Source organism: Streptomyces sp. H51 (genome assembly GCF_035656535.1).
Lineage (GTDB): Bacteria > Actinomycetota > Actinomycetes > Streptomycetales > Streptomycetaceae > Streptomyces.
The window spans coordinates 556,407-577,142 of sequence record NZ_JAYMHD010000011.1 but is presented as its reverse complement, the minus strand read 5'-3'; the positions used below and the strand labels follow the sequence as shown (position 1 = coordinate 577,142).

Annotated in this window: 25 protein-coding genes; 20 read left to right on the top strand and 5 right to left on the bottom strand. The window is 71.9% G+C overall.

Annotated elements, in window-relative coordinates; translation table 11 throughout:
* Window positions 1-367: 367 nt before the first annotated feature.
* The 4 genes from VKA29_RS36890 to VKA29_RS03090 all read left to right on the top strand — a co-directional run bounded on the left by VKA29_RS36890 (window position 368) and on the right by VKA29_RS03090 (window position 2,159).
* Complete coding sequence (locus tag VKA29_RS36890; protein WP_350310325.1) at window positions 368-448, top strand: putative leader peptide; 81 nt, start codon at window positions 368-370, stop codon at window positions 446-448.
* 171 nt (window positions 449-619) lie between these two features.
* Complete coding sequence (locus VKA29_RS03100; RefSeq protein ID WP_324783557.1) at window positions 620-1,465, top strand: sulfurtransferase; 846 nt, start codon at window positions 620-622, stop codon at window positions 1,463-1,465.
* A 48-nt stretch (window positions 1,466-1,513) separates the two neighbouring features.
* The gene (locus VKA29_RS03095; RefSeq protein WP_004986406.1) at window positions 1,514-1,801 is read left to right on the top strand and encodes a DUF1416 domain-containing protein; all 288 of its coding nucleotides are present in this window, start codon (window positions 1,514-1,516) and stop codon (window positions 1,799-1,801) included.
* Between the two features lie 97 nt (window positions 1,802-1,898).
* Window positions 1,899-2,159: a DUF3099 domain-containing protein gene (locus VKA29_RS03090; protein ID WP_324783556.1), complete on the top strand. Its 261-nt coding sequence runs from the start codon at window positions 1,899-1,901 to the stop codon at window positions 2,157-2,159.
* Between the two features lie 27 nt (window positions 2,160-2,186).
* On the opposite strand, the gene VKA29_RS03085 is transcribed toward VKA29_RS03090, so the two are convergent.
* Window positions 2,187-2,549, bottom strand: coding sequence for a DsrE family protein (locus VKA29_RS03085; protein ID WP_324783555.1), 363 nt, complete (start codon window positions 2,547-2,549; stop codon window positions 2,187-2,189).
* A gap of 153 nt (window positions 2,550-2,702) precedes the next feature.
* On the opposite strand from VKA29_RS03085, the gene VKA29_RS03080 reads away from it, so the two are divergent.
* The 6 genes from VKA29_RS03080 to VKA29_RS03055 all read left to right on the top strand — a co-directional run bounded on the left by VKA29_RS03080 (window position 2,703) and on the right by VKA29_RS03055 (window position 7,658).
* Complete coding sequence (locus tag VKA29_RS03080) at window positions 2,703-3,464, top strand: hypothetical protein (protein WP_324783554.1); 762 nt, start codon at window positions 2,703-2,705, stop codon at window positions 3,462-3,464.
* Window positions 3,461-4,528, top strand: coding sequence for a hypothetical protein (locus VKA29_RS03075; RefSeq protein WP_324783553.1), 1,068 nt, complete (start codon window positions 3,461-3,463; stop codon window positions 4,526-4,528). The genes VKA29_RS03080 and VKA29_RS03075 overlap by 4 nt, the downstream gene beginning before the upstream one ends.
* The gene (locus tag VKA29_RS03070) at window positions 4,525-5,424 is read left to right on the top strand and encodes a hypothetical protein (RefSeq protein ID WP_324783552.1); all 900 of its coding nucleotides are present in this window, start codon (window positions 4,525-4,527) and stop codon (window positions 5,422-5,424) included. Before VKA29_RS03075 ends, VKA29_RS03070 begins: the two co-directional genes overlap by 4 nt.
* A 228-nt stretch (window positions 5,425-5,652) precedes the next feature.
* Window positions 5,653-6,228 carry an FABP family protein gene (locus VKA29_RS03065; RefSeq protein ID WP_324783551.1) on the top strand — a complete coding sequence of 192 codons (576 nt, stop codon included), beginning with the start codon at window positions 5,653-5,655 and terminating at the stop codon, window positions 6,226-6,228.
* Window positions 6,229-6,244: 16 nt separating this feature from the next.
* Window positions 6,245-6,682, top strand: coding sequence for a Fur family transcriptional regulator (locus tag VKA29_RS03060; RefSeq protein WP_324783550.1), 438 nt, complete (start codon window positions 6,245-6,247; stop codon window positions 6,680-6,682).
* Window positions 6,683-6,692: 10 nt separating this feature from the next.
* Window positions 6,693-7,658 carry a folate-binding protein gene (locus VKA29_RS03055; RefSeq protein ID WP_324783549.1) on the top strand — a complete coding sequence of 322 codons (966 nt, stop codon included), beginning with the start codon at window positions 6,693-6,695 and terminating at the stop codon, window positions 7,656-7,658.
* A 99-nt stretch (window positions 7,659-7,757) separates the two neighbouring features.
* Here the strand turns inward: VKA29_RS03055 and dtd are convergent, their stop codons facing one another.
* Window positions 7,758-8,183 carry a D-aminoacyl-tRNA deacylase gene (gene dtd / locus VKA29_RS03050; protein WP_324783548.1) on the bottom strand — a complete coding sequence of 142 codons (426 nt, stop codon included), beginning with the start codon at window positions 8,181-8,183 and terminating at the stop codon, window positions 7,758-7,760.
* 192 nt (window positions 8,184-8,375) lie between these two features.
* On the opposite strand from dtd, the gene VKA29_RS03045 reads away from it, so the two are divergent.
* From VKA29_RS03045 to VKA29_RS03035, 3 genes are all read left to right on the top strand, one after another.
* The gene (locus VKA29_RS03045; RefSeq protein WP_324783547.1) at window positions 8,376-8,984 is read left to right on the top strand and encodes an aerial mycelium formation protein; all 609 of its coding nucleotides are present in this window, start codon (window positions 8,376-8,378) and stop codon (window positions 8,982-8,984) included.
* Between the two features lie 141 nt (window positions 8,985-9,125).
* Window positions 9,126-10,379, top strand: a complete 1,254-nt coding sequence (locus VKA29_RS03040; RefSeq protein ID WP_324783546.1) for a GNAT family N-acetyltransferase — start codon at window positions 9,126-9,128, stop codon at window positions 10,377-10,379.
* Between the two features lie 433 nt (window positions 10,380-10,812).
* Window positions 10,813-11,721, top strand: coding sequence for a winged helix-turn-helix domain-containing protein (locus VKA29_RS03035; RefSeq protein WP_324783545.1), 909 nt, complete (start codon window positions 10,813-10,815; stop codon window positions 11,719-11,721).
* A gap of 33 nt (window positions 11,722-11,754) precedes the next feature.
* On the opposite strand, the gene VKA29_RS03030 is transcribed toward VKA29_RS03035, so the two are convergent.
* Complete coding sequence (locus VKA29_RS03030; protein WP_324783544.1) at window positions 11,755-11,943, bottom strand: hypothetical protein; 189 nt, start codon at window positions 11,941-11,943, stop codon at window positions 11,755-11,757.
* 203 nt (window positions 11,944-12,146) lie between these two features.
* On the opposite strand from VKA29_RS03030, the gene VKA29_RS03025 reads away from it, so the two are divergent.
* Complete coding sequence (locus tag VKA29_RS03025) at window positions 12,147-13,037, top strand: winged helix-turn-helix domain-containing protein (protein ID WP_324783543.1); 891 nt, start codon at window positions 12,147-12,149, stop codon at window positions 13,035-13,037.
* Window positions 13,037-13,780, top strand: a complete 744-nt coding sequence (locus tag VKA29_RS03020; protein ID WP_324783542.1) for an HAD family hydrolase — start codon at window positions 13,037-13,039, stop codon at window positions 13,778-13,780. Before VKA29_RS03025 ends, VKA29_RS03020 begins: the two co-directional genes overlap by 1 nt.
* Here VKA29_RS03020 and VKA29_RS03015 read toward each other — a convergent pair.
* Window positions 13,777-13,959 carry a hypothetical protein gene (locus VKA29_RS03015; RefSeq protein WP_324783541.1) on the bottom strand — a complete coding sequence of 61 codons (183 nt, stop codon included), beginning with the start codon at window positions 13,957-13,959 and terminating at the stop codon, window positions 13,777-13,779. The two genes, VKA29_RS03020 and VKA29_RS03015, sit on opposite strands and share 4 nt — an antisense overlap.
* A 205-nt stretch (window positions 13,960-14,164) precedes the next feature.
* Here VKA29_RS03015 and VKA29_RS03010 point away from each other — a divergent pair, with 205 nt between their 5' ends.
* The 3 genes from VKA29_RS03010 (at window position 14,165) to VKA29_RS03000 (ending at window position 18,248) form a co-directional block, all read left to right on the top strand.
* Complete coding sequence (locus VKA29_RS03010; RefSeq protein ID WP_324783540.1) at window positions 14,165-15,076, top strand: GntR family transcriptional regulator; 912 nt, start codon at window positions 14,165-14,167, stop codon at window positions 15,074-15,076.
* Between the two features lie 264 nt (window positions 15,077-15,340).
* The gene (locus tag VKA29_RS03005) at window positions 15,341-17,509 is read left to right on the top strand and encodes a phosphotransferase (protein ID WP_324783539.1); all 2,169 of its coding nucleotides are present in this window, start codon (window positions 15,341-15,343) and stop codon (window positions 17,507-17,509) included.
* Between the two features lie 175 nt (window positions 17,510-17,684).
* Window positions 17,685-18,248 carry an HAD domain-containing protein gene (locus tag VKA29_RS03000; protein ID WP_324783537.1) on the top strand — a complete coding sequence of 188 codons (564 nt, stop codon included), beginning with the start codon at window positions 17,685-17,687 and terminating at the stop codon, window positions 18,246-18,248.
* Here the strand turns inward: VKA29_RS03000 and VKA29_RS02995 are convergent.
* Window positions 18,220-19,077, bottom strand: coding sequence for a GNAT family N-acetyltransferase (locus VKA29_RS02995; RefSeq protein WP_324783536.1), 858 nt, complete (start codon window positions 19,075-19,077; stop codon window positions 18,220-18,222). The genes VKA29_RS03000 and VKA29_RS02995 overlap by 29 nt on opposite strands.
* Window positions 19,078-19,310: 233 nt before the next feature.
* Here VKA29_RS02995 and VKA29_RS02990 point away from each other — a divergent pair, with 233 nt between their 5' ends.
* Together VKA29_RS02990 and VKA29_RS02985 are read left to right on the top strand one after the other, a co-directional pair.
* Entirely contained in the window at window positions 19,311-19,931 is a 621-nt protein-coding gene (locus VKA29_RS02990; protein WP_324783535.1) for a helix-turn-helix transcriptional regulator, read from the top strand.
* An 89-nt stretch (window positions 19,932-20,020) separates the two neighbouring features.
* Complete coding sequence (locus VKA29_RS02985; RefSeq protein WP_324783534.1) at window positions 20,021-20,704, top strand: hypothetical protein; 684 nt, start codon at window positions 20,021-20,023, stop codon at window positions 20,702-20,704.
* Window positions 20,705-20,736: the final 32 nt, after the last annotated feature.

Here is a 20,736-nt window from a genome sequence, read left to right as displayed (position 1 = left end):
GGCATCCGACAGTTCATGGCGACGTATCACCCGACCATGATCCCCGACCAAAGATCATTTGACGACAGACCCTAGGGGCCTCGTTGGGCCTCGTTGGGCCTCGTTGGGCCTCGTTGGGCCTCGTGGGCCCGTGACGCGGAGCCCTCGCCGCGCCCGGACGAGAGCCGATGCGGACCCGCGCCGTCCGAAGGGCGAGACGCCGTCGTCCGCGGCCCGGCCGGGACGGCGGACGCACCGGGCCGAAGGCCGCACGGCGGCCGGTCCGGCGCCGGTCCGGCCACATGGCCATCTCGCATCCCGGACGATCCCGTCTCACCATGCGACACGCCGGTGACATCTCCCGCCGTCCGTCCCTACGATCGGCACCATGAAGCGACAGGCGGATCTCACGAAGCGGCGGGCAGTAGACCTGTGCCGCGTCGCCGCCATGCTCTGTCGCACCTTCTGAGCGGAGAGCGCAGACCTCCGCCTTCCCCCGCCCTGTGACCAGGGCATCCGTGCGTCGCCGTCGCCTCGAAGCGGGCGCGCGCACCCCTCGCACTCGTCATCGCACGTACGTCATCGCACGTAATTGCACCGGCACTCGCACGCCCCGCCGTAACTGCCCCGGAGGAGACACATGAGCCGCAGCGACGTCCTGGTAGACGCCGACTGGCTGCAGGACCACCTGGACGACCCGACGATCGCCATCGTCGAGGTCGACGAGGACACGTCCGCCTACGAGAAGAACCACATCAAGAACGCGATCCGCATCGACTGGACCGAGGACCTCCAGGACCCGGTCCGCCGTGACTTCGTCGACCAGGAGGGCTTCGAGAAGCTCCTGTCGGAGAAGGGCATCGCCAACGACCACACGGTCGTCCTCTACGGCGGCAACAACAACTGGTTCGCCTCGTACGCCTACTGGTACTTCAAGCTGTACGGCCACGAGAGCGTCAAGCTCCTCGACGGCGGCCGCAAGAAGTGGGAGCTGGACGCCCGCGAGCTGGTCGACGGCACCGAGGTGCCCGAGCGCGCGAAGACCGAGTACAAGGCCAAGCCGCAGGACAGCTCCATCCGCGCGTTCCGCGACGACGTCGTGGCCGCGATCGGCACGCAGAACCTGGTCGACGTGCGTTCGCCCGACGAGTTCTCCGGCAAGCTGCTCGCCCCGGCCCACCTGCCGCAGGAGCAGTCGCAGCGCCCGGGCCACGTCCCGAGCGCCCGCAACATCCCGTGGTCGAAGAACGCCAACGACGACGGCACGTTCAAGTCGGACGAGGAGCTGAAGGCCCTCTACACCGACGAGAACGTGGACCTCGCCAAGGACACGATCGCCTACTGCCGCATCGGCGAGCGCTCGGCCCTGACCTGGTTCGTCCTGCACGAGCTGCTCGGCGTCCAGAACGTCAAGAACTACGACGGCTCCTGGACCGAGTACGGCTCCCTCGTCGGCGTGCCGATCGAGCTCGGCGCCGCCAAGTAGGACCGCCCTCTTTCAACCGCCCCCCTTTCAAGACCTCTGGAGAAGCACATGTGTGGAGCGAAGGCCGGCGGCCCGGACGCCTCGACGATCAAGCCCGGTGAGACCACCATCCAGGGCCAGGTGACCCGTGACGGCGAGCCCGTGACGGGCTACGTCCGCCTGCTCGACTCGACCGGCGAGTTCACCGCGGAGGTTCCCACCTCCGCCACCGGACAGTTCCGCTTCTACGCGGCCGAGGGCACCTGGACCGTCCGTGCCCTGGTGCCCGGTGGCACCGCCGACCGCACGGTCGTCGCCCAGCAGGGCGGCCTCGCCGAGGTCGCGATCGCGGTCTGACACCGCGCGCCGAAGCTGGGGCCGCACCCCTCGGGTTGGACGCCTGGGTGCGGCCCTTCGGCGTGTCCGGATCCGGGTCCGGACCTACCCTGGACTCATGTACGCGCGCCGACGGCACGTCTACTTCGTGATGATGGGCGTCTGCATCGCGCTGTTCGTCCTGGCCTGGGGCGTCGTCCGGATCTGGTCCGTCCCGGCGGCCGTGGCGATGTGCGTGGTGGCGATGGTCATCCCCCCGGCCGCCGCGATGGTCGCCAACCGCCGCGGCCCCGAGGACCGCTGGTGGGACGAGCCGTCCGGCGACCCCACGTCGGACGAGTGGTGGGACGAACTGGACGGCAAGAAGCGCCCGCGGTGACGGCCGGGGCCCCGGCGTCCCGGCTTCTCAGTAGACGAGCGCCTGCGTCTCGTCCGCCAGGGCCTCCTGCACGAAGACCTGGGCGCCCGCGATGCGCACGCCCTCGATGACGTCCTGCTCCGAGATGTCCCGGCGGGCCGCGCACTGCGTGCACAGCGTGACCTTGCCGCCGGCCAGCAGGGAGTCGAGCAGGTCGGGCAGCGGGGCGGCGTGCGGCAGCTCGAACTCGGCGGCCCGGCCGGGCAGGGCGAACCACGCCGACTCGCCGGTCAGCCACAGGGAGACGTCGACGCCGCTGGCCACGGCCACCGCCGCCACCGTGAACGCCTGCGAGCAGCGTTCGGGGGCGTCGGCCCCCGCCGTCACCTTGATCACGAGTTTCTTCGCCATGGCCGAATCGTAATCAACGCCCCCACAACTCCAGCAGCGGGTCAGGAGTCTCCTGTGAGCACGCGCGCATGTGGCATGTGCGCTTCACGTTTTTATGTGGGGGACGTCTTGGAAGTACCCGAAGAGGGGCACGACGCGCCGGTCGCTCCGGTCGTGAGCGGCACGCCCGTCGTGCCGGGCGACGCGGACCCGGGTGCGCCCCGGCTCCGCCGCCGTGGCCGCCGTACGGCCCTGCTGATCGCCGGCGCCGCGTTGCTCGGTGTCGTCGCCGGTGCCTGCGCCGGCTACCTGATCCAGGCCGACCGCGAGCCCACCGCGCTGCCGTCCCTGTCGCAGCCGGAGCTCGCGCGGGCCGGGGGCCCCGGCCCCGAGCCGTTGCCGGCCTCGCTGGACCGCCGTCTGAAGACCGAGGGCGACCTGCGGAAGCTGCTGCTGAAGAAGCCGCGCGGCGCCAAGGACTCCGCGTGGTCGGCCCGGTCCGACGGCTGGCTGGACGCGGCCGACTACGCCGAGGAATTCCAGCAGCCGGCCGCCGAGTTCGGCAAGCTCATCGGTGACGAGTTCCGCCGCGCCGCCGTCACCGGCTGGCGCAGCGGCTACCAGGCCGTCGAGATCCGGCTGGTCCAGTTCCGGCAGGAGGAGAACCCCGCGGCCTTCGACTCCGTCGAGGACCACCAGTTCTGGGCGGAGAACAAGGACGACGTCGACAGCAGTCGGCCGGTGCCCGGCACGGGCAGCGGCATGGCGTACTCCCACACCCGGCCGCGGACCCGGGTGGGCTCCGTGTCGCTGTACGTGGCGGAGGCGCACGCCGTCCGCGGTGACGTCGCCATGGAGATCTGGATCTACGACACCCGGCCCATTCCGAAGGCGAAGATCCTGGACCTGGCCGAGCGGCAGATGGAGCGGCTGTGAGCGACAACCAGTACCGGCCGGACGCCGAGCCGGGCCCGGCCGAGCCCGCCCGGGCCGGGGACATCGGGCTTGCTTCCCCGCCGGCCGAGGGCGCCCGGGCCGGGGACATCGGGCTTGCTTCCGCGTCGGCCGAGCCCGCCCCGGCCGAGCCCGCCCCGGCCGAGCCCGCCCGGGCCGGAGACACCGGGCTTGCTTCCCCGCCGGCCGAGGGCGCCCGGGCCGGGGACACCGGGCCTGCTTCCGCCCCGGCCGAGCCCGCCCCGGCCGAGCCCGCGCCGGCCGAGGGCGCCGTGCTGTCCGGCCCGCTGGCCGGGAAGGCCCGTCGGCGCGGCCGGATCGCCGTCGTCGCCGGGGCCGTCCTGCTGGCCGCGGCCGTCGTCGCCGGCGTCGGGTACACCGTCGTCACCGTCGAGAACGCCGACCGGGACGCGGGCGCCGCCGTGTGGAAGTTCCCGAAGACGAAGCCCGCGGACACCGAGACGGCGGACGCCGAGGGACTCGCCGGGATGCTCGTGCCCTACGGCGCGGACGGCTGGAGCCGCGGCCCCGACATCGGCGAGTTCGGCTCCGAGACGCAGCTCGGCGGCGCCCGGGCGACGGCCCTGCGCAAGGAGTGGCTGAGCGGACTGCCGCGCTCGCAGCGCCGGGAACTGGAGCGGCGGATCGACAAGCAGCGCATCCAGGGCATGGCGATGCGCAGCTACGTCAGCACCGACGAGAGTTCCTCCGTCTACACCAACCGGGCGTCCACCGTGAGCATCCAGCTCGTGCGGATGGACAACAGGGCAGCCCTGCGCGACGTCGCGGAGTTCCAGAACGGGCTCCTCGACGCCCTCGGCGTCTTCCGCGACGGCCCGCACGTCGAGGGCCACAAGAACGCCCGCTGCTTCCTGCCGCCCGCGGCCAAGGACGAGAAGCTCGACACCATGTACTGCTCCGCCTACCAGGGAGACGTCCTGGTCACCCTCAGCGCCGACGGCGCCAGACCCCTGCAGGCCCGCGGGGTGGCGAGGCTGCTGAAGGAACAGCTGGACCGCATCGCCGAGCCGGGGAAGGCCGTATGACCGAGCAGACGGAACCGACGGAACAGGCGGACGTGCCCGAGCAGCCGGACGCCACCGAGCAGGCCCAGCGGCCCGAGCCGCAGCCGCCCCTCGCCCCGCCGCCCGCGCCCCCCGTGCCGCCCGCGCCCCGCAGGGACCGCCGCGTGCTGCGGGCAGTTCTGCGCTGGACCGCCGCCGTCGCCGTGTTCGCGGTGGCCGGGGCGGGGACGGCGTACGGGATCACGGCGATGGACCGGACGGACGTACCGGGTCTGGCGACCGCGTCCGACGGGCGCTGGGACTACCCGACGCTGACCAGGCCGCCGCTGCCGTCCGGCAGCCCGGGACCGCTCGCCCCGTCGAACAAGGCCGGCGCCCACTACGCCGACCTGCGCGCCCTCGTGCTGCCCGCGCCGAAGGGGGCGGCCGAGGACCCGAAGCTGCGCGGGAAGGACGGCTGGCTGGCGACCGGCGACTTCCTCGCGGAGTACGCGGAGAAGGACGACCGCGACGCGCTGCGCGGGAAGCTCGTCGACCATGCCCTGCGGCACGTCGCGGCCCGCGGCTGGACCACCCCGGACGGCACCAGCACCCGCATCTACCTGCTGCACTTCGGCACCGCGGCCGTCGTGGACGACCTGCTCGACGACGGCGTGGCTCCCACCGGCGCCCCCGCCTTCCGGGTGCGCGGAGCGGACGCGTCCGCCTTCGACGAGGACTTCCCGGGGGCGGCCCAGGTGGACGGCGTCGAGCGCAGGTCCTACGTCGAGCAGGCGCCCTACGGCGCCGAGCAGGTCCGGCAGGCCTACCTGTCCGCCGGGGACGTCCTCGCGGTGATCGTGCAGTCCAGGAAGGGCGGCGCGAAGGCGGTGCCGTTCCAGCAGACGGTCACCCTGCAGAGCCAGCTGCTCGGCTGAACTCCGCAACGGCGTACCTCACGGCGGAAGCCGGGGCCCGGCCGCGTAAGCTGGGCTCCGGTCCGTCTGTACCGCCACCCTGGCTCGTCCCAAGGAGCACCTCGTGCTTGAGGCATTCTTCGAAGCCCTGCTGATCCTGGTCTGCGTCGGCGTCCTCGCCTTCGCCGGGCTGACCGTGAAGAAGCTGTACCAGGGCCAGCGCTGACCCACGTCTAGGAACCTCTCCTCATGATCGAGATCCCGTCCGACCTCCACAAGGACCTCGTACCCCTCGCCTTCCTGCTCGGCAACTGGGCCGGCGCGGGCGTGCACGACTTCCCCGGCTCGGAGAAGTGCAACTTCGGGCAGGAGGTCACCTTCACGCATGACGGCAGGGACTTCCTGGAGTACCGCTCCCGCACCTGGGTGCTGGACAACGACGGGAACAAGGTGCGTCCCCTGGAGTCCGAGTCCGGCTTCTGGCGGGTCGACGCCGGCCGCAAGGTCGAGGTCACGATGACCCGCGACGACGGCGTCATCGAGATCTGGTACGGCGAGCTGGCCGCCAAGAAGCCGCAGATCGACCTGGTCACGGACGCCGTGGCGCGCACGGCGGCCTCCCGCCCGTACAGCGGCGGCAAGCGCCTGTACGGCTACGTCAAGAGCGACCTGATGTGGGTCGGCGAGAAGCAGACGCCCGACGTCGAGCTGCGCCCCTACATGTCGGCGCACCTGAAGAAGGTCGTCACCCCCGAGGAGGTCGAGCGCTGGGCCAAGGCCCTGCCCGACGACCTGCCCGACGACGGGATCGCTTTCTTCAAGTAGTCCTAGACTTTCCGGTGTGGTGAGCACCGACTGGAAGAGCGACCTGAGGCAGCGCGGCTACCGGCTGACGCCGCAGCGCCAGCTTGTCCTCGAAGCAGTGGACACCCTGGAGCACGCGACCCCCGACGACATCCTCATGGAAGTGAGGAAGACGGCGTCGGGGGTCAACATTTCCACCGTCTACCGCACCCTGGAGCTGCTGGAGGAGCTGGGGCTGGTCTCGCACGCCCACCTCGGGCACGGGGCGCCCACCTACCACCTCGCCGACCGCCACCACCACATCCACCTGGTCTGCCGCGACTGCCAGAACGTCATCGAGGCGGACGTCCAGGTGGCGGCCGAGTTCACCGCGAAGCTCCGGCGGGAGTTCGGCTTCGAGACGGACATGAAGCACTTCGCGATCTTCGGCCGTTGCAAGGACTGCTCCCTCAAGGGGTCAACTGCCAAGTCGTAGGCTTGTGTCCATGAAAAGCCCCCTGCTGTCCCTGCCCGGCGCCGTCCCCGCCGAGGGTGTGGACGAAGGCGTCGCCGCCCACTACGGCGACCTGTTCCGCGAGCAGCGCGCCCTCGCCGACGGCACCGGCTTCGTCGACCTCTCCCACCGCGGCGTCGTCACCGTCTCCGGCGAGGACCGGCTGAGCTGGCTGCACCTGCTGCTCACCCAGCACGTCAGCGAGCTGCCGGCCGGCCGGGCCACCGAGGCGCTGATCCTGTCCGCGCACGGCCACATCGAGCACGCGCTCTACCTCGTGGACGACGGCGCGACGGTCTGGGCCCACGTCGAGCCCGGCACCCAGGAGGCGCTGATCGGGTACCTGGACTCGATGAAGTTCTTCTACCGGGTCGAGGTCGCCGACCGCACGGACGACTTCGCGGTCGTCCACCTGCCGGCCGGCTCGATCGCCGAGGTGCCCGAGGGCGTCGTGGTGCGCGAGACGCCGTACGGCCGTGACCTGTTCCTGCCCCGCGCGGACCTGGAGTCCTACGCCGCGCAGGCCGGGCCGCCGGCCGGGATACTCGCCCACGAGGCGCTGCGCGTGGAGCAGCACCGCCCGCGCCTCGGCTTCGAGACCGACCACCGTACGATCCCGCACGAGCTGGGCTGGATCGGCACCGCGGTGCACCTGCAGAAGGGCTGCTACCGCGGCCAGGAGACGGTCGCCCGCGTGCAGAACCTCGGAAAGCCCCCGCGCCGCCTGGTCTTCCTGCACCTGGACGGCAGCGAGGTCCACCTGCCGCCGCACGGTACCGAGATCCGGCTCGCGGACGAGGGCCCCGACGGCCGCAGGATCGGCTTCGTGACGACGTCCGCCCGCCACCACGAGCTGGGCCCGGTCGCCCTGGCCCTGGTCAAGCGGAACGTCCCGCTGGACGCCCGGCTGGTGGCGGGGGACACGGCGGCCGCCCAGGAAGCGGTCGTGGAGCCGTAGACCGGTCCCGCGTCCGGTTCGAGGGTCCTCGGCTGTCCCAGGGTTCTCGACGGTTCGAGGGTCCTCGGCGGTCCCGGGGCCTCGGCGGTCCGAGGGCCCTCAGATGTCCAGCAGGACGGTGAACGGGCCGTCGTTCGTCAGGGACACCCGCATCCGCGCGCCGAAGCGGCCCGTGGCCACCGTGGCGCCCAGCGCGCGCAGCTGGGCGACCACCTCGTCGACCAGCGGTTCGGCGACGTCGCCGGGGGCGGCCGCGTTCCAGGTGGGGCGGCGGCCCTTGCGGGCGTCGCCGTACAGGGTGAACTGGCTGATCACCAGCAGCGGGGCGGCGATGTCGCTGCACGACTTCTCGTCGTGCAGCATCCGGATCGACCACAGCTTGCGGGCGAGCTGGGCCGCCTTCTCCTCGGTGTCCTCGTGCGTCACGCCGACCAGGACGCACAGTCCCTCGCCGGTGATCTCCCCGACGGTCTCGCCGTCCACGACGACGCTCGCGCCGTCCACCCTCTGCACCACTGCACGCATGCGCCCCATGATGCCGTGCGGCCGTGAGCGGCCCGCACCGGGCTTCCGGGTGGGTCCGGAAAGCTTCCCCGGGGGCCTGTTCATGACCTCAACCCCCCCCATGTGGGGCCGATCGGGGGCACTCGGTCACATAGCGGCCACTTGGGGTGGCACGATGCTCCCACACGCCGGTCGAGGGGACGGTAGAGGCACATGAGAACTTCGAGTACCGGGCAGCCGTCCGGGCCCGTCGCGCTGACCGGCGCGACGGGCCCGGGCACGCTCCGGCCGCCCGCGCAGCGCACCGACAGTCCGGGCCCGTTTCTGCCCGCCGCCGCGCCGGAGCACGACCTGACCGTGCTGAGCCTGCCCGAGCTGCGCGCCCTGCGCCGGGACGCGCAGCGCGACGAGGCCGACCTCAGCTACGTACGGCGGCTGTTGCAGGGCCGGGTCGACATCCTGCGGGCGGAGCTGGCCCGCCGGTCCCCCGCGGGCGCGGGCTCCGTCGTCGAGCGGCTGTCCGAGATCCTCACCGACGGTCCCGCCCGGCACCGTTCCTCGGCCCGCCACGTGACGCTGGGCACGCCGCACGGCGAGGAGTACCGGCGGCTGGCCGCCGACATGCTCGCCGAGGTGGAGCTGTCGGACCTGGGCGCCCGCACGGACCTGGAACTGCAGACCGCGATGCGGCGGCTGGAGCGCTACGAGCAGCAGGTCTCCCGGCGACGGCAGGGGCTGCAGCGCACCGCGGACGACTGCGGCGGCGAGATCGCGCGCCGGTACCGCGAGGGGGAGGCGCAGGTGGACGACCTGCTGACGTGAGGGCGGCGAGGCTCGTGGCCGCGTGTGGGCGCGCAAGCGGGCCGGCCGGCGCTCAGGGGCGTGCGCGGGGACCCGCTCGAGAGCGGGCGGGCGGGCGAAATCCGCGCGACACCCCCGCCGCCCTGCGCCTACCGTGCTGCCATGAGCCGAGCTGCCGACATCGACGTGCGCCCCGTCACCGAGGCCGAGTATCCCGAGTGGCTGCGTGCCCTGCGGACCGGGTTCCTGCTGGGGCCGACCGTCTCCGAGGACGAGCTGACGGCACGGGCCACCCAGTTCGAGCCCGGCCGTTACCTGGGCGCCTTCGACGGAGACCGCTGCGTGGCGACCTTCCGGTCCTTCGCGCAGGAGGTCACGGCGGTCGGCGGCGCCCCGGTGCGGGCCGACGCGGTCTCCGCCGTCACCGTCACCGCCACCCACCGCCGCCGCGGCCTGCTCACCCGGATGATGACCCGCGACCTCGCGGCAGCCAAGGAGCGCGGCGACGTGGTCGCCACGCTGATCGCCGCCGAGTACTCGATCTACGGCCGCTTCGGCTTCGGCCCCGCCAGCCACGAGACCGAGTGGACGATCGACGTCCCGCGCGCCGGCTTCGACGCCCGCGGGCCCGTCTGCGCGGACGGCGGCCGGGTCGACCTGGTGGACGGCGACGAGGTGCGCAAGATCGGCCCCGAGCTGCACGAGCGGGTGCGCCGCGCCACGCCGGGCGCCATCAACCGCAGCGACTGGTGGTGGCAGAACAACACGGGCGCCGTGCGCGTCGACCCGAAGTGGACGGAGCCGTTCTGGGCGGTCCACCGCGCGGCCGACGGCACGGTCGAGGGCCTCATGGCGTACGAGGTGGACAACCGGTGGGGTGACACCAAGCAGCCGCTGAACACGGCGAGCGTGCGGTCCCTGATCGCGTCGACCCCGGCCGCCGAGCGTGCCCTGTGGCACCACGTCTGCTCGATCGACTGGGTCACCCAGGTCAAGAGCGGCTCTCGGGCCCCCGACGACCTGCTCCCCCTCCTGCTGCCCGACCCGAGGGCCGCCCGCATCACCACGCAGGCGGACTGGCTGTGGGTGCGCATCCTGGACGTCGAACGCGCGCTCCGGTCGCGGACGTACGAGGGGACCGGCTCGCTGGTGCTCGAGGTGACCGACCGGGCCGGCCTCACCGGCGGCCGCTACCGGCTGGAGGCGTCCACGGCGGGCGCGTCCTGCACGCCCACCCGTGACCGTGCCGAACTGACGCTGGACGTCGCGGAGCTGGCGACCCTGTGGCTGGGCGACGAGTCGGCGGTGCGGCTGGCGGCGCTGGGCCGGGTCCGGGAAGAACGAGCGGGCGCCGCCCTGGTGGCCGACGCCCTGCTGCGTACGTCCAGGCGACCGTGGTGCCCGGACATGTTCTGACACTCCTTCCGCCGGGGACGGTGGACTCATCCGTAGCGTGCTGTTGTGGCCGTGCTGTTCGGTTGTGGCCGTGCTGTTCGGTTGTGACTGTGCTGTTCGGTTGTGGCTGTGCGGGTGCTGCTGTTCGGTTGTCGGTGTTCGGTTGTGACGGTGCCGTTCGTGCGGGCCGACCGAGCTCCCGGCTCCCCTCCGGAAGGGAACGCGGTCAACCGGATCCGTGGCGGCCGAGCCGGTGCGGCGCGGCCGGTGTCGTCGGGACGGGGCGTGATCCCCGTGACGCGGCGTCCCGGAACCTTTGGCCAACCATCCTGAAGCCTGACCATGTTGCCCAAGTTGGCGACCAACTTGTCTTCAGTTATCTCCGCTTGGAAGCGTCTCATAACCACCTTCGCATGAACTGCCGCAAGATGGCGGGAAGTTGTAGTGTTCTGGTGTGGACCCGAAACACGCCTCCGTCAATGGGCGGGAAAGGTCACAGCGGCCACAGAAGACACACCGTGAAGTGGCCGACGAGCTGCGTGCCCGCATCCGCTCGGGCCGGCTCCGCGCCGGTCAGCGCATGCCCACGCAGGCGAAACTCGCCGACGAGTTCGGCGTCGAACGCGGCGCCGTGCGCCAGGCCCTGCGCATCCTTCAGTCGGAGCACCTGCTGACCAACGTCTCCAAGGGCGCTCCGGCCACCGTCGCCCCCGATCCGGGCCTCACCGGTGCCCTGACCGGCCCGGCGGCCCTGCCGATGCCCACCACGGTCGCCCTGGCCCCGCGGATCGCGGCCGCCTTCGCCGCCCCGCACGTCGAGATCGACGCCCTCTGCCTGACCTCGGTGTCCCTCACCCTCGCCATCGGCGAGCCGCTGCGCCGGATCCACGCCGGACAGCTGAAACCGGCCAAGGTCGACGTCCGGGTGCTGCTGCCCAGCCGCGACATCGACCTGGCCTTCCCGACCCCGGTGGACCCCTCCGCCGACGGCCGGCTCCAGCGCCGCTGGCTGGCCCAGCGCAACGCCCAGGGGCAGGTGCTCAAGCACAACCTGCTGGCCCTGCGCTCCACGCACGGCATCGACGTGCGGGTCGCCTTCCGCGCGTTGCCCTTCACCCCGCCGGTGAAGCTGTACCTGCTCAACGGCACCGAGGCCCTGTTCGCGTACTACACGCTCACCCGGCGCGAGGCGGAGATCGACCAGGAGCACCTGGAGATGTACGACGCCGAGGGCACCCAGTCGATGCTGTTCGCCTTCGAACAGGGCACCGGCCTGCGCGACACCACGTTCGTGGAGCAGTCGCACCTGTGGTTCAACGCACTGTGGGAGACGATCAGCTCGGAGCTGCTGCTCACGGGCTGACGCCTCCCACGGACGGCCGGACCGGGTCTCCCCTCACAGGGCGGGGCCCGCGACCAGCAGGGCGAGCAGTACCGCCCCGACGGAGCTGACGGTCGGGTTCTTCGCCTTGATCCCCGTGGTGAGCAGGAGCAGGCCGATGACGCCGACGGCGCCGTACTTCCAGGTGACGAGCTGCTCGAAGCCGACGACGAGGACCGCCGACAGCAGGGCGAGGGCAGGCATGGTGGTTCCCCCTTCAGGCGTGGGCAGGACGGGCATGGGGGTGCGAGGCGGATGAAGTCGGACGGACGGGGAAGCAACGGGAGGCAAACCCTCCGCCAACTCAGCCAAGTTGGTGACCAACTCTGCCTATGTTGTCCCCACTTGGCAGCCAGTCATAAACAACTTTCAAACAACTCCCCGTAGATGGAACTAAGTTGTACCGTTTGGTCGTGACTCAGGAGAACGTGGCGGAGAACGTGGCAGTGAACGGCGACAGGAAGCTCTCCCCGCAGGAGATCGCCGGCATCCTCCGGGACCGGATCCGCAGCGGTGACCTGAAGGCGGGGGACCGCCTGCCCACCCAGGCCGAGCTCGCGGTCGAGTTCGGCGTGGAGCGGGGCACCGTGCGCCAGGCCCTCCGGGCACTCCAGGAGGACGGCCTGCTCAGCAACGTCAGCAAGGGCAGCCCGCCGAGGATCGCGGAGCCGGCGCCCGACCGGAGCGAGCCCCAGCCCACGATGGTGGGCCTGGCCCCGCGCCTCGCCGAGGCGTTCTCGGCCCCGCGGGTCCGCGTGGACGCCGCCTGCCTCACGGCGGAGACCCTCATGCTCGCCCTGAGCGAGCCGGTCCGGCTGATCCACGAGGGCCGGATCCGCCCCGAGTCGATCGACGTGCGCATCCTGCTGCCCAGCCGCAAGATCGACCTCGCCTTCCCGGTGCCGGTGGGCGGCCGCGGCGAGGACGACGCCGTGCACCAGCGCTGGCTCGCCCAGCGCAACGCCCAGGTGCAGGTCCTGCGGCACAATCTGTGGGCACTGCGCTCCTCGCACGGCATCGACGTGCACGTGACCTTCCGCGCGCTGCCCTTCACCCCGCCGGTGAAGCTGTACCTGCTCAACGGCACCGAGGCGCTGATCGCGTACTACATGATCACCCGGCGCGAGGAGGAGTGGGACAGCGGCACCCTGGAGATGTACGACGCCCTGGGCGGCAAGTCGCTGCTGTTCTCCTTCGAGCAGCGTGCCGGCCGGCGGGACGCGGCGTTCGTCGAGCAGTCCCAGAAGTGGTTCGACGCCCTCTGGGAAACCATCACGACGGACCTGACACTCTCCTAGTGACTTCCGATACGGCGCAGACTGAACCGGTGACGGCAGAGACAGAGAACCTGCGTGAGCTGATCACCGAGGCCCGCTTCGTCCTGTTCGACTTCGACGGCCCCATCTGCCGTCTCTTCGCGGGGCACACGGCGGAGAGCGTTGCCAAGGAACTGGTGGACTGGCTGGAGCTGCAGGGGCTGAGAGAGCTGCTGACGGAGGAGGAGCGGGTCCACCCCGACCCGATGGTCGTCCTGTACGCCGTCAACCGGAGGCATCCGCGCAGCGACCTGGTGACCGAGCTGGAGGAACGGCTCACCCAGCAGGAGCTCAAGGCGGTCGCCTCCGCCATGCCGACCCCGTACGCGGACCCGCTGATACGCACCTGGACCGCCGTGGGCGGCAGGCTGGCGGTCGCCAGCAACAACTCGCCCCGCACGGTGACGGAGTACCTCTCCGTCCGCGGCCTGGCCGACTGCTTCGCCCCGCACGTCTACGGACGCACCGGCGAGCTCGACCTCCTCAAGCCCCACCCGCACTGCCTCAACCGGGCGCTGAACGCCATGGGCGCCGCCCCCTCCACCGCCCTCATGATCGGCGACGCCCCCACCGACTTCCTGGCCGCCGAGCGGGCGGGAGTGCCGTTCCTCGGCTACGCGCGCAACCCGTACAAGGAGCGGCAGCTGAGGGACGCGGGCGCCCGCACCGTGGTGGCGTCCCTGGAGCCCGTACTGCGAGCGCTGCGCGGTCAGGGCCTGTCCTAGGCCTGAGTCATCAGGAGTACGAGGACCACGGCGCCGGCCGACAGGCAGGCGGTGTCGCGCGCACGGAAGCCGGCGCCCAGCAGGAACAGGCACAGCACTCCGAGCGGCCCGAACCGGGACGTCAGCAGCTGTTCGGCGCCCAGTGCCATGACGGTGCCCACCAGTTGGAGGAAGACCACGGGACCCCACCCCTTTCACTCGTCTTCACTTCTCTGACAACCGATCAACAACCGTTCCAATTGGACTGGTTGCTTTGAATTGGATGTGCCCTGACTGCTTGATCCCTTAACGGCCTTTCGCGTCCCGCCCGCCCAACCGTCCAATCCTGCCGCCAATGTGACCGAAAGCGGTTTGCCCCACCGCTCGAAGAGGTACGGTCGCGGTGTGAGCACAGAGCGTGGCGACGGTGGCGGGAAGGGCTCCAGCTCCCTTCTGGAGGACCTGCGGGCTCGTATCGCCGACGGCACCTACCCCCTGGGCGGCCTCCTGCCGACGCAGCGGGAGCTGGCCGAGGAGTTCGGCATCTCGCGCGACACCGTGCAGCGCGTGCTGCGGGAGCTGAAGAGCGAAGGCTGGATCGAATCCCGCCAGGGCAGCGGCTCACGGGTCGTCAAGAGCCCCATACACTCCGGCCGGGAGCCGCAGGCGGCGCCCCGGCTGCGTGCGGCGCTCGGGCCGTTCGTCGCCCGGGCCTTCGTCCAGCCGGTGGTCCGGCTGGACGTCTTCACCCTGACGTCCGAGAGCCTGGACGCGCACGTCCGGCTGCAGGCCGAGCGCATCCGCACCGGGGAGATCGCCACCCCCGAACGCGTCGAACTGCGGATGCTGCTGCCTTCCGAGACGCTGGAACTGCCGTATCCGCGAGCGATGCCCCCGGCCGAGGAGGGGACCGCGGCGGAGCAGCCGGCCGCCCTTCAGGAGCGCATCCAGGATCGGCTGCGCGGCATCACCCGGCGGCACACGACCTCGTTGCGCTCGGCGCTGCGGGACCTGGAGACGGAGGGCGTGGTGCCGTCCGTGGACGTGCAGGTCCGGCAGGTCCCGCTGGTCCCCGCCTTCAAGCTGTACCTGCGCCGGGGCGCGGAGGCGCTGTTCGGGCCCTACGAGGTGGTCGAGCGCCCCATCCTGCTCGACGACGGGACCGAGATCGACGCCCTGGACGTCCTGGGCCTCGGCTCGACGCTGACCCGGCACGTGAACGACGAGGGCGACCCCAACTCCACCGGGTCCGTCTTCATGGAGAGCATGCAGACCTGGTTCGACTCCTGCTGGGAGCGGCTCGCCACCCCGCTGTGAGCCGCCGGTGTCCGCGGCCCCGGTGCCGCGGCCCCGGGGCCGCGGCACCGGGGCCGGGGTCGCGCCGGTGTCCGGTCTCACCGCCTCATCAGGCGCCCCACGTCGACGTGGTTGGCCGTCCTCCCGGCTCGCGGGGCACTACAGTGTGCGCACCCCGTCGCGACGCAGGGACATCGGTGGCGTCGTAGAGCTATTCAGGAGTGACCTTTGGGCGGTCCACCCAGGACGTCCGCATCGGTGCGTGACGCGGCGTTCGATCGCCTCGTGTCGCACGCCACGGAGCAGGGCGAGGCCAGCCGGGGCCACCACAACCTCAACCACGTGGTGCGGCCCCCCGGGGACGTCGTGGCCCTGTTCCCCGCCCTGGCGGGACACGACCGGGTGACCGTGCGGCGGCGGATCCGGACGGCGCTGCCCGTGGTGATCAGGACCTGGCAGGACGAGGCGGAGATCCTCGGCGCGGTGCGCGGCGTGCTCCCGCACGTTCCGCAGTGCCTGGTCAAGCGGGGGGACGTGACCGTCCTCAGCTATGTGCGGGGCGTGCCGCTGTCCGCCATCTGCCGCAACGGCAAGCCGGTGGAACCGCATCTGGTCGCCGCCCTCGCCGGCCTGCTGGCGGACATGACACAGGTGCGCAGAAAGGATCTGCCACCGCTGCCGCAGTCCTGGCCCCGCACCAGCCGGGACAGCCGGGCCTTCCTGCGGGCGCTGGCGCAGGCCACCGAGGAGCAGGTCAGTCAGCCCAATTGGGCCGAGTTCGGCGGACTGTTCGCCATGCTCGGGATCAGGGAGGACGCCATGGCGCGCTTCGCCGAACGCGTCCCGGCGCTGATCAGCCGCCCGTTCAGCCTGCTCCACACCGACCTGCACCGCGACAACGTCATCTTCTCGTACGACGGCGACCCACCCCTGATCTGCGTGGACTGGGAGCTGGCCACCTACGGTGACCCGGTGCACGACCTGGCCACCCACATCGTGCGGATGCGGTACCCGCGCGAGCAGCGGCAGGAGGTCGTCGACGCCTGGGTCGAGGCCATGGGACGGCGGCGGCTCAAGGCGGTCAACGGCGCCCGGCGGGATCTGCGCCACTACGTGGCCTTCGAACACGCGCAGTCCGTCTATCCCGACGTGATGCGTGCGGTGACCTCGCTGGGCGACAAGTTCGACCAACGGGACCTGGACGCCGCGACGCACGCGGTGCACCACGCGCTGAAGGCGGCGGCCGAGCCGCTGCGCCTGAAGAGCGTGCCGGACGAGAAGGCGATCGAGGGGATCCTGGTGCGCTGGAACACCTCGCACGGCAAGCGGCACAGCCGGGACAGGGGTGCGATGGCCATCCCCTGCTGGCGCGATCCACGGGTCCCGGAGAGCCACAGGTTCCCTGCCTGGGCGGTCAGGGAGGCGCTTTTCGAGGAGGGTGCCGCGCCGGCGAACCATGTGTTCAAGGGGACCGCGCACCTCAGCACCGCGGTGCGGGTGCGGGGCATTCCGTTCCCGGTCATGGTGCGGCGGAAGGCGGGCACCGCCCATCCGCGCGAGCGGCGCTTCCTCAACGAGCATGCCGTGCTCCGGGCGATCGAGAAGTCCGGAGTGCGGGTGAACGCCCCGCGCGTGCTGGCCCTGGGCACGAGTCACCGCCATCGGGACCAGTTCACCATCCACACCTTCGAGGGCCCGCGGGGCGAGATCCGCCCGCCGGACCACCCGGTGGACGGCCTGCGGCCGCACGAGGCGGACGACCTGGTCGACCAGCTGCGCGCGCTGACCTCGGTCGACTGCTACGAGCTGGGCCCGGAGACGCTGGGCCAGGACTTCTACCAGGGGCTGCGCGGAGAGCTGCTGCGCATGGTGGCCGAACTGCCCAAGGAGACGCTGGCGCTCGCCAGGGAGCTGGGACTGCCCGGGAACATCGTCCGCCTCGGGGAGATCCTCGACCGGCACCTGCCGACTCCGCGCAGGGCCGTCCTGCTGCACGGCGACCTCAACCCCTGGAACCTGATCCGCCAGGCGGACGGTACGGGACTCACCCTGATCGACTGGGAAATGGCCATAGTGGGTGACCCCCTCTACGACCTGGTCCGGCACATCCACCTCACGCCGACACTCCCGGACATCCGGGAGCGCCTCCTCGCCCGCTGGTCCCGGCTGCTGCCGGAGGACTGCACGAAGGGCTGGCGCGACGACTGGCGGGTGTACCGCTGGATCGAGACCGTCCGCTCGGCCTACGTGGACCTGGACCGCCTGGTCACCGGCGACGCCCTCGACGCCCCGAACGTCCGGCGGGCCGTGGACACCTACGCCATGACCCTGAAGTCGGCGACCGCGGTGCTCGGGCTCAAGGACCGGGCCACGACCAATCCCTACCTCGCCCTCGCCCTGCCGCGTGCCGACCACGAGGAGGCGGCGACGTACAGGGCGCCCATGGAGGTGTGACCTCCGGACGGCGCGGGGCGCGGGGGAGGGCCGCGCAGGCCCGCCGCCGGTGGTGCCGGGCGTGACGTCCACCCCGGCCGCACCCGGCACCCCATGGGCTCGGTGGTGCCCGCCCACCGCCGCCGACTCGTACGGCCGGTTTCGCCGTCGCCCCGCTTCGGTGATCCTTTCTCCGATGCTGCTCTTCCTCGACATCGACGGCACGCTGATCCCGTTCGGCGGGGCGACGCCCTACCCGGTGTACGCCCCGCGCCGGGTGCTGCCGCGACTCGCCGCCGCGCACCCGTTGCTCACCCGCGTCGATCCCGCGCTCGGCCCGCGGCTGGCCGCGCTCGGCTGCACGCTGGTGTGGGCCACGACCTGGGGCGACGACGCCAACGAGTGCCTCGCGCCGTGGCTCGGCCTGCCCGCGCTGCCGCTGGTGACCTGGCCGGACGACGACGCGGACGACGACGCGGACGACGTACCCCCCGAGGTGTACGGCGACGACGGGCCGGCCGGGTCGGTCCACTGGAAGACCCGGCCCCTCGTCGCCCGGGCGGCCGGCCGCCCCTTCGTGTGGCTGGACGACGAACTCACCGACGCCGACCGAGCCTGGGTGGCCGTCCACCACCCCGCGCCGGCACTGCTGCACCGCGTCGACCACCGTCACGGCCTCACCGACCGGGACTTCGCGGCCGTCGAGGCCTGGCTCGGTGACGTCGGAGGGATCAGAAGTCGTACCCGGACCAGTCGCTGACGCCGCGGTAGCCGAGGCGCTGGTAGAGGGCGTTGCTGGTGGGGTTGGACCGGTCCGCGAACAGCACCACGTCCCGCGCGCCCGCGGCCAGCGCGACCCGGCTCACCTCCGCCGTCACGGCGCCCGCGTAGCCGCGGCCGCGCAGGTGGGCCGGGGTGTAGACGATGTCCACCTGGATCTGGCCGCCGATCAGCGGGTTCATGCCCGCGACGGAGACGGGGGTGCCGCCGGGGGTCTCCCAGAGGGTGTAGCGCTTGTCGGCGAAGCGGGAGCCGGCCCACGAGTCGGCGTCCAGGGGGGCGGCCTCCCCGACGGCCCTGGCGAACTCGGCGCACCAGAAGATGACTTCGTCGAGGTCCCGCTCGCCCAGGACGCGTGCCCGGCCCGCCGGCATCGGCGCCGGCGGGGTGAGCGTGCCGAGGCGGTACAGACGGACCCGCGTGTCGCGGAGTCTCGGCGTGGCCCCGGTGCGCCGCTGCCAGGCCTCGGCGAACGCGGTGGCGGTGTCGTGGTCCGCGCTGACGCCGGCGGGCGGTTGCCCGAGCGCGGCCAGGCGGGCGGCGAGGGAGTCGGCCTGCCCCGGCGAGAGCGGGGAGAGGCCGAGCCGACCGGGCGGGAGGCGGTAGAAGGTGCCGTGCACCTCGCCCGCCCGTTCCAGTGAGCCGAAGAGGGGAGCTTCGGCGCCGAAGGACTCTGCCCCGCGGGTTCGTACTCTCTCGGCCCAGGTGAGCTGCATGACGTGCGGGCCGGGCCGCGAGCGCAGGAAGTCTCCCGCTCGGGCGAGGAAGTCGTCGACGTTTTCGGTGAGGTACCAGTCATCCGGGCGCATGCCTCATACTCCCCGGCCGGCACGGCCTTCACCGCGGCTTCCGCCACTGCGCCTCTTGCCACTGCGGTGTGGCTGCGGGCTTTCGGGGAACCCACCGGACGGACCGAGGCCGCCGCTGCCCTGTGCGACCGGAAGGCCGCCCACCCGGAGCCCGCGGACGCCCGCCGACACCGGGGCGCACTCTTGCAAGCGGGTTGCTTGCAATAGTTAGCGCATGGGTGCACAGTGGAGGCATGGCATCGCTCAACGTCGGCAATCTCGGTGAGTACCTGCGCGAGCAGCGGCGCAACGCGCAGCTGTCGCTCAGGCAGCTCGCCGACGCCGCCGGGGTGTCCAATCCGTACCTGAGCCAGATCGAGCGCGGACTGCGCAAGCCGAGCGCGGAGGTGCTGCAGCAGGTCGCCAAGGCGCTGCGGATCTCCGCCGAGACGCTGTACGTGCGGGCCGGAATCCTCGACGCCGAGCGGGACCGGGACGAGGTGGAGACGCACGCCGTCATCCTCGCCGATCCCACGCTGAACGAGCGGCAGAAGCAGGTGCTGCTCCAGATCTACGAGTCCTTCCGCAAGGAGAACGGATTCGGGACCGCCCCGGCGAACGAGGCGGACCGGGCGAACGAGGCGGACCGGGTCGGCACGGCGGCCGGCACCGCGGCGGCCGGCACCGCGGTGAGCGACACCGGCGAAGACGGCGGCACCGCGGCGCGCCGCGCCCGCGAGGGCGACGGCGACGGAACCGGCGAGCGCCGTCCCGGCACGGCGACCCGCACGGCCGGCGGTCGCACGTCCGCCGCGCGCCGTACCGCCCGCACCTCCGACGGCAGCGACGCCGACCCGCAGCAGACAGCCGGCTGATCATGACCGAGCAGCGAGACCGACCGGTCGGCAAACCGATCGCGGGAATCCAGACCCTCAGCCGAAAGCGATCCGGGAGGACCAGCATCATGGCCATCACTGACGACCTGCGTAAGACATTCAGCGACCCGACGCCGCTCTACTTCGCCGCCGGCACCGCCGACCTCGCCTTCCAGAAGGCCAAGAAGGTTCCGGCGCTGGTGGAGCAGCTGCGCGCGGAGGCGCCGGCCCGCATCGAGGCCGTCCGCAACACCGACCCCAAGGCGGTCCAGGAGAAGGCCGCCGCACGCGCCAAGGAGGCGCAGGCCCGCGTCAAGGAGCGGCAGGAGACCCTCCAGGCCAAGGTCAACGAGTTCCTCAACACCCTTGACGGTGACGTCAAGAAGCTCGGCGCCACCCTCGACGCCGACCTGAAGAAGCTCGGCGAGGCCGCCCAGGACATCGCCCTGCGCGGTGTGGGCGTCGCCGCCGAGTACGCCGTGAAGGCCCGCGAGACCTACGAGAAGGTCGCCGAGCACGGCGAGCAGACCGTGCGGACCTGGCGCGGCGAGGCCGCCGAGGGCATCGAGAACGTGGCCGAGGAGGTCGAGGAGCTGGCGGTCGCCGTCGAGCCGAAGCCCGAGCCCGTCGGGGCGAAGGAGGAGGCCAAGCCCGCCGAGGTCAAGCTCGCCGCGGTCGAGTCCGAGCCCGCCGCGGACAAGAGGCCCGGCGTGAAGAAGACGCCGGCCCGCAAGCCGACCACCGCGAAGAAGACGATCCCGCCCGTCAAGTGATACGGGGAAGGGGAACGACGCCGGACGGGCCG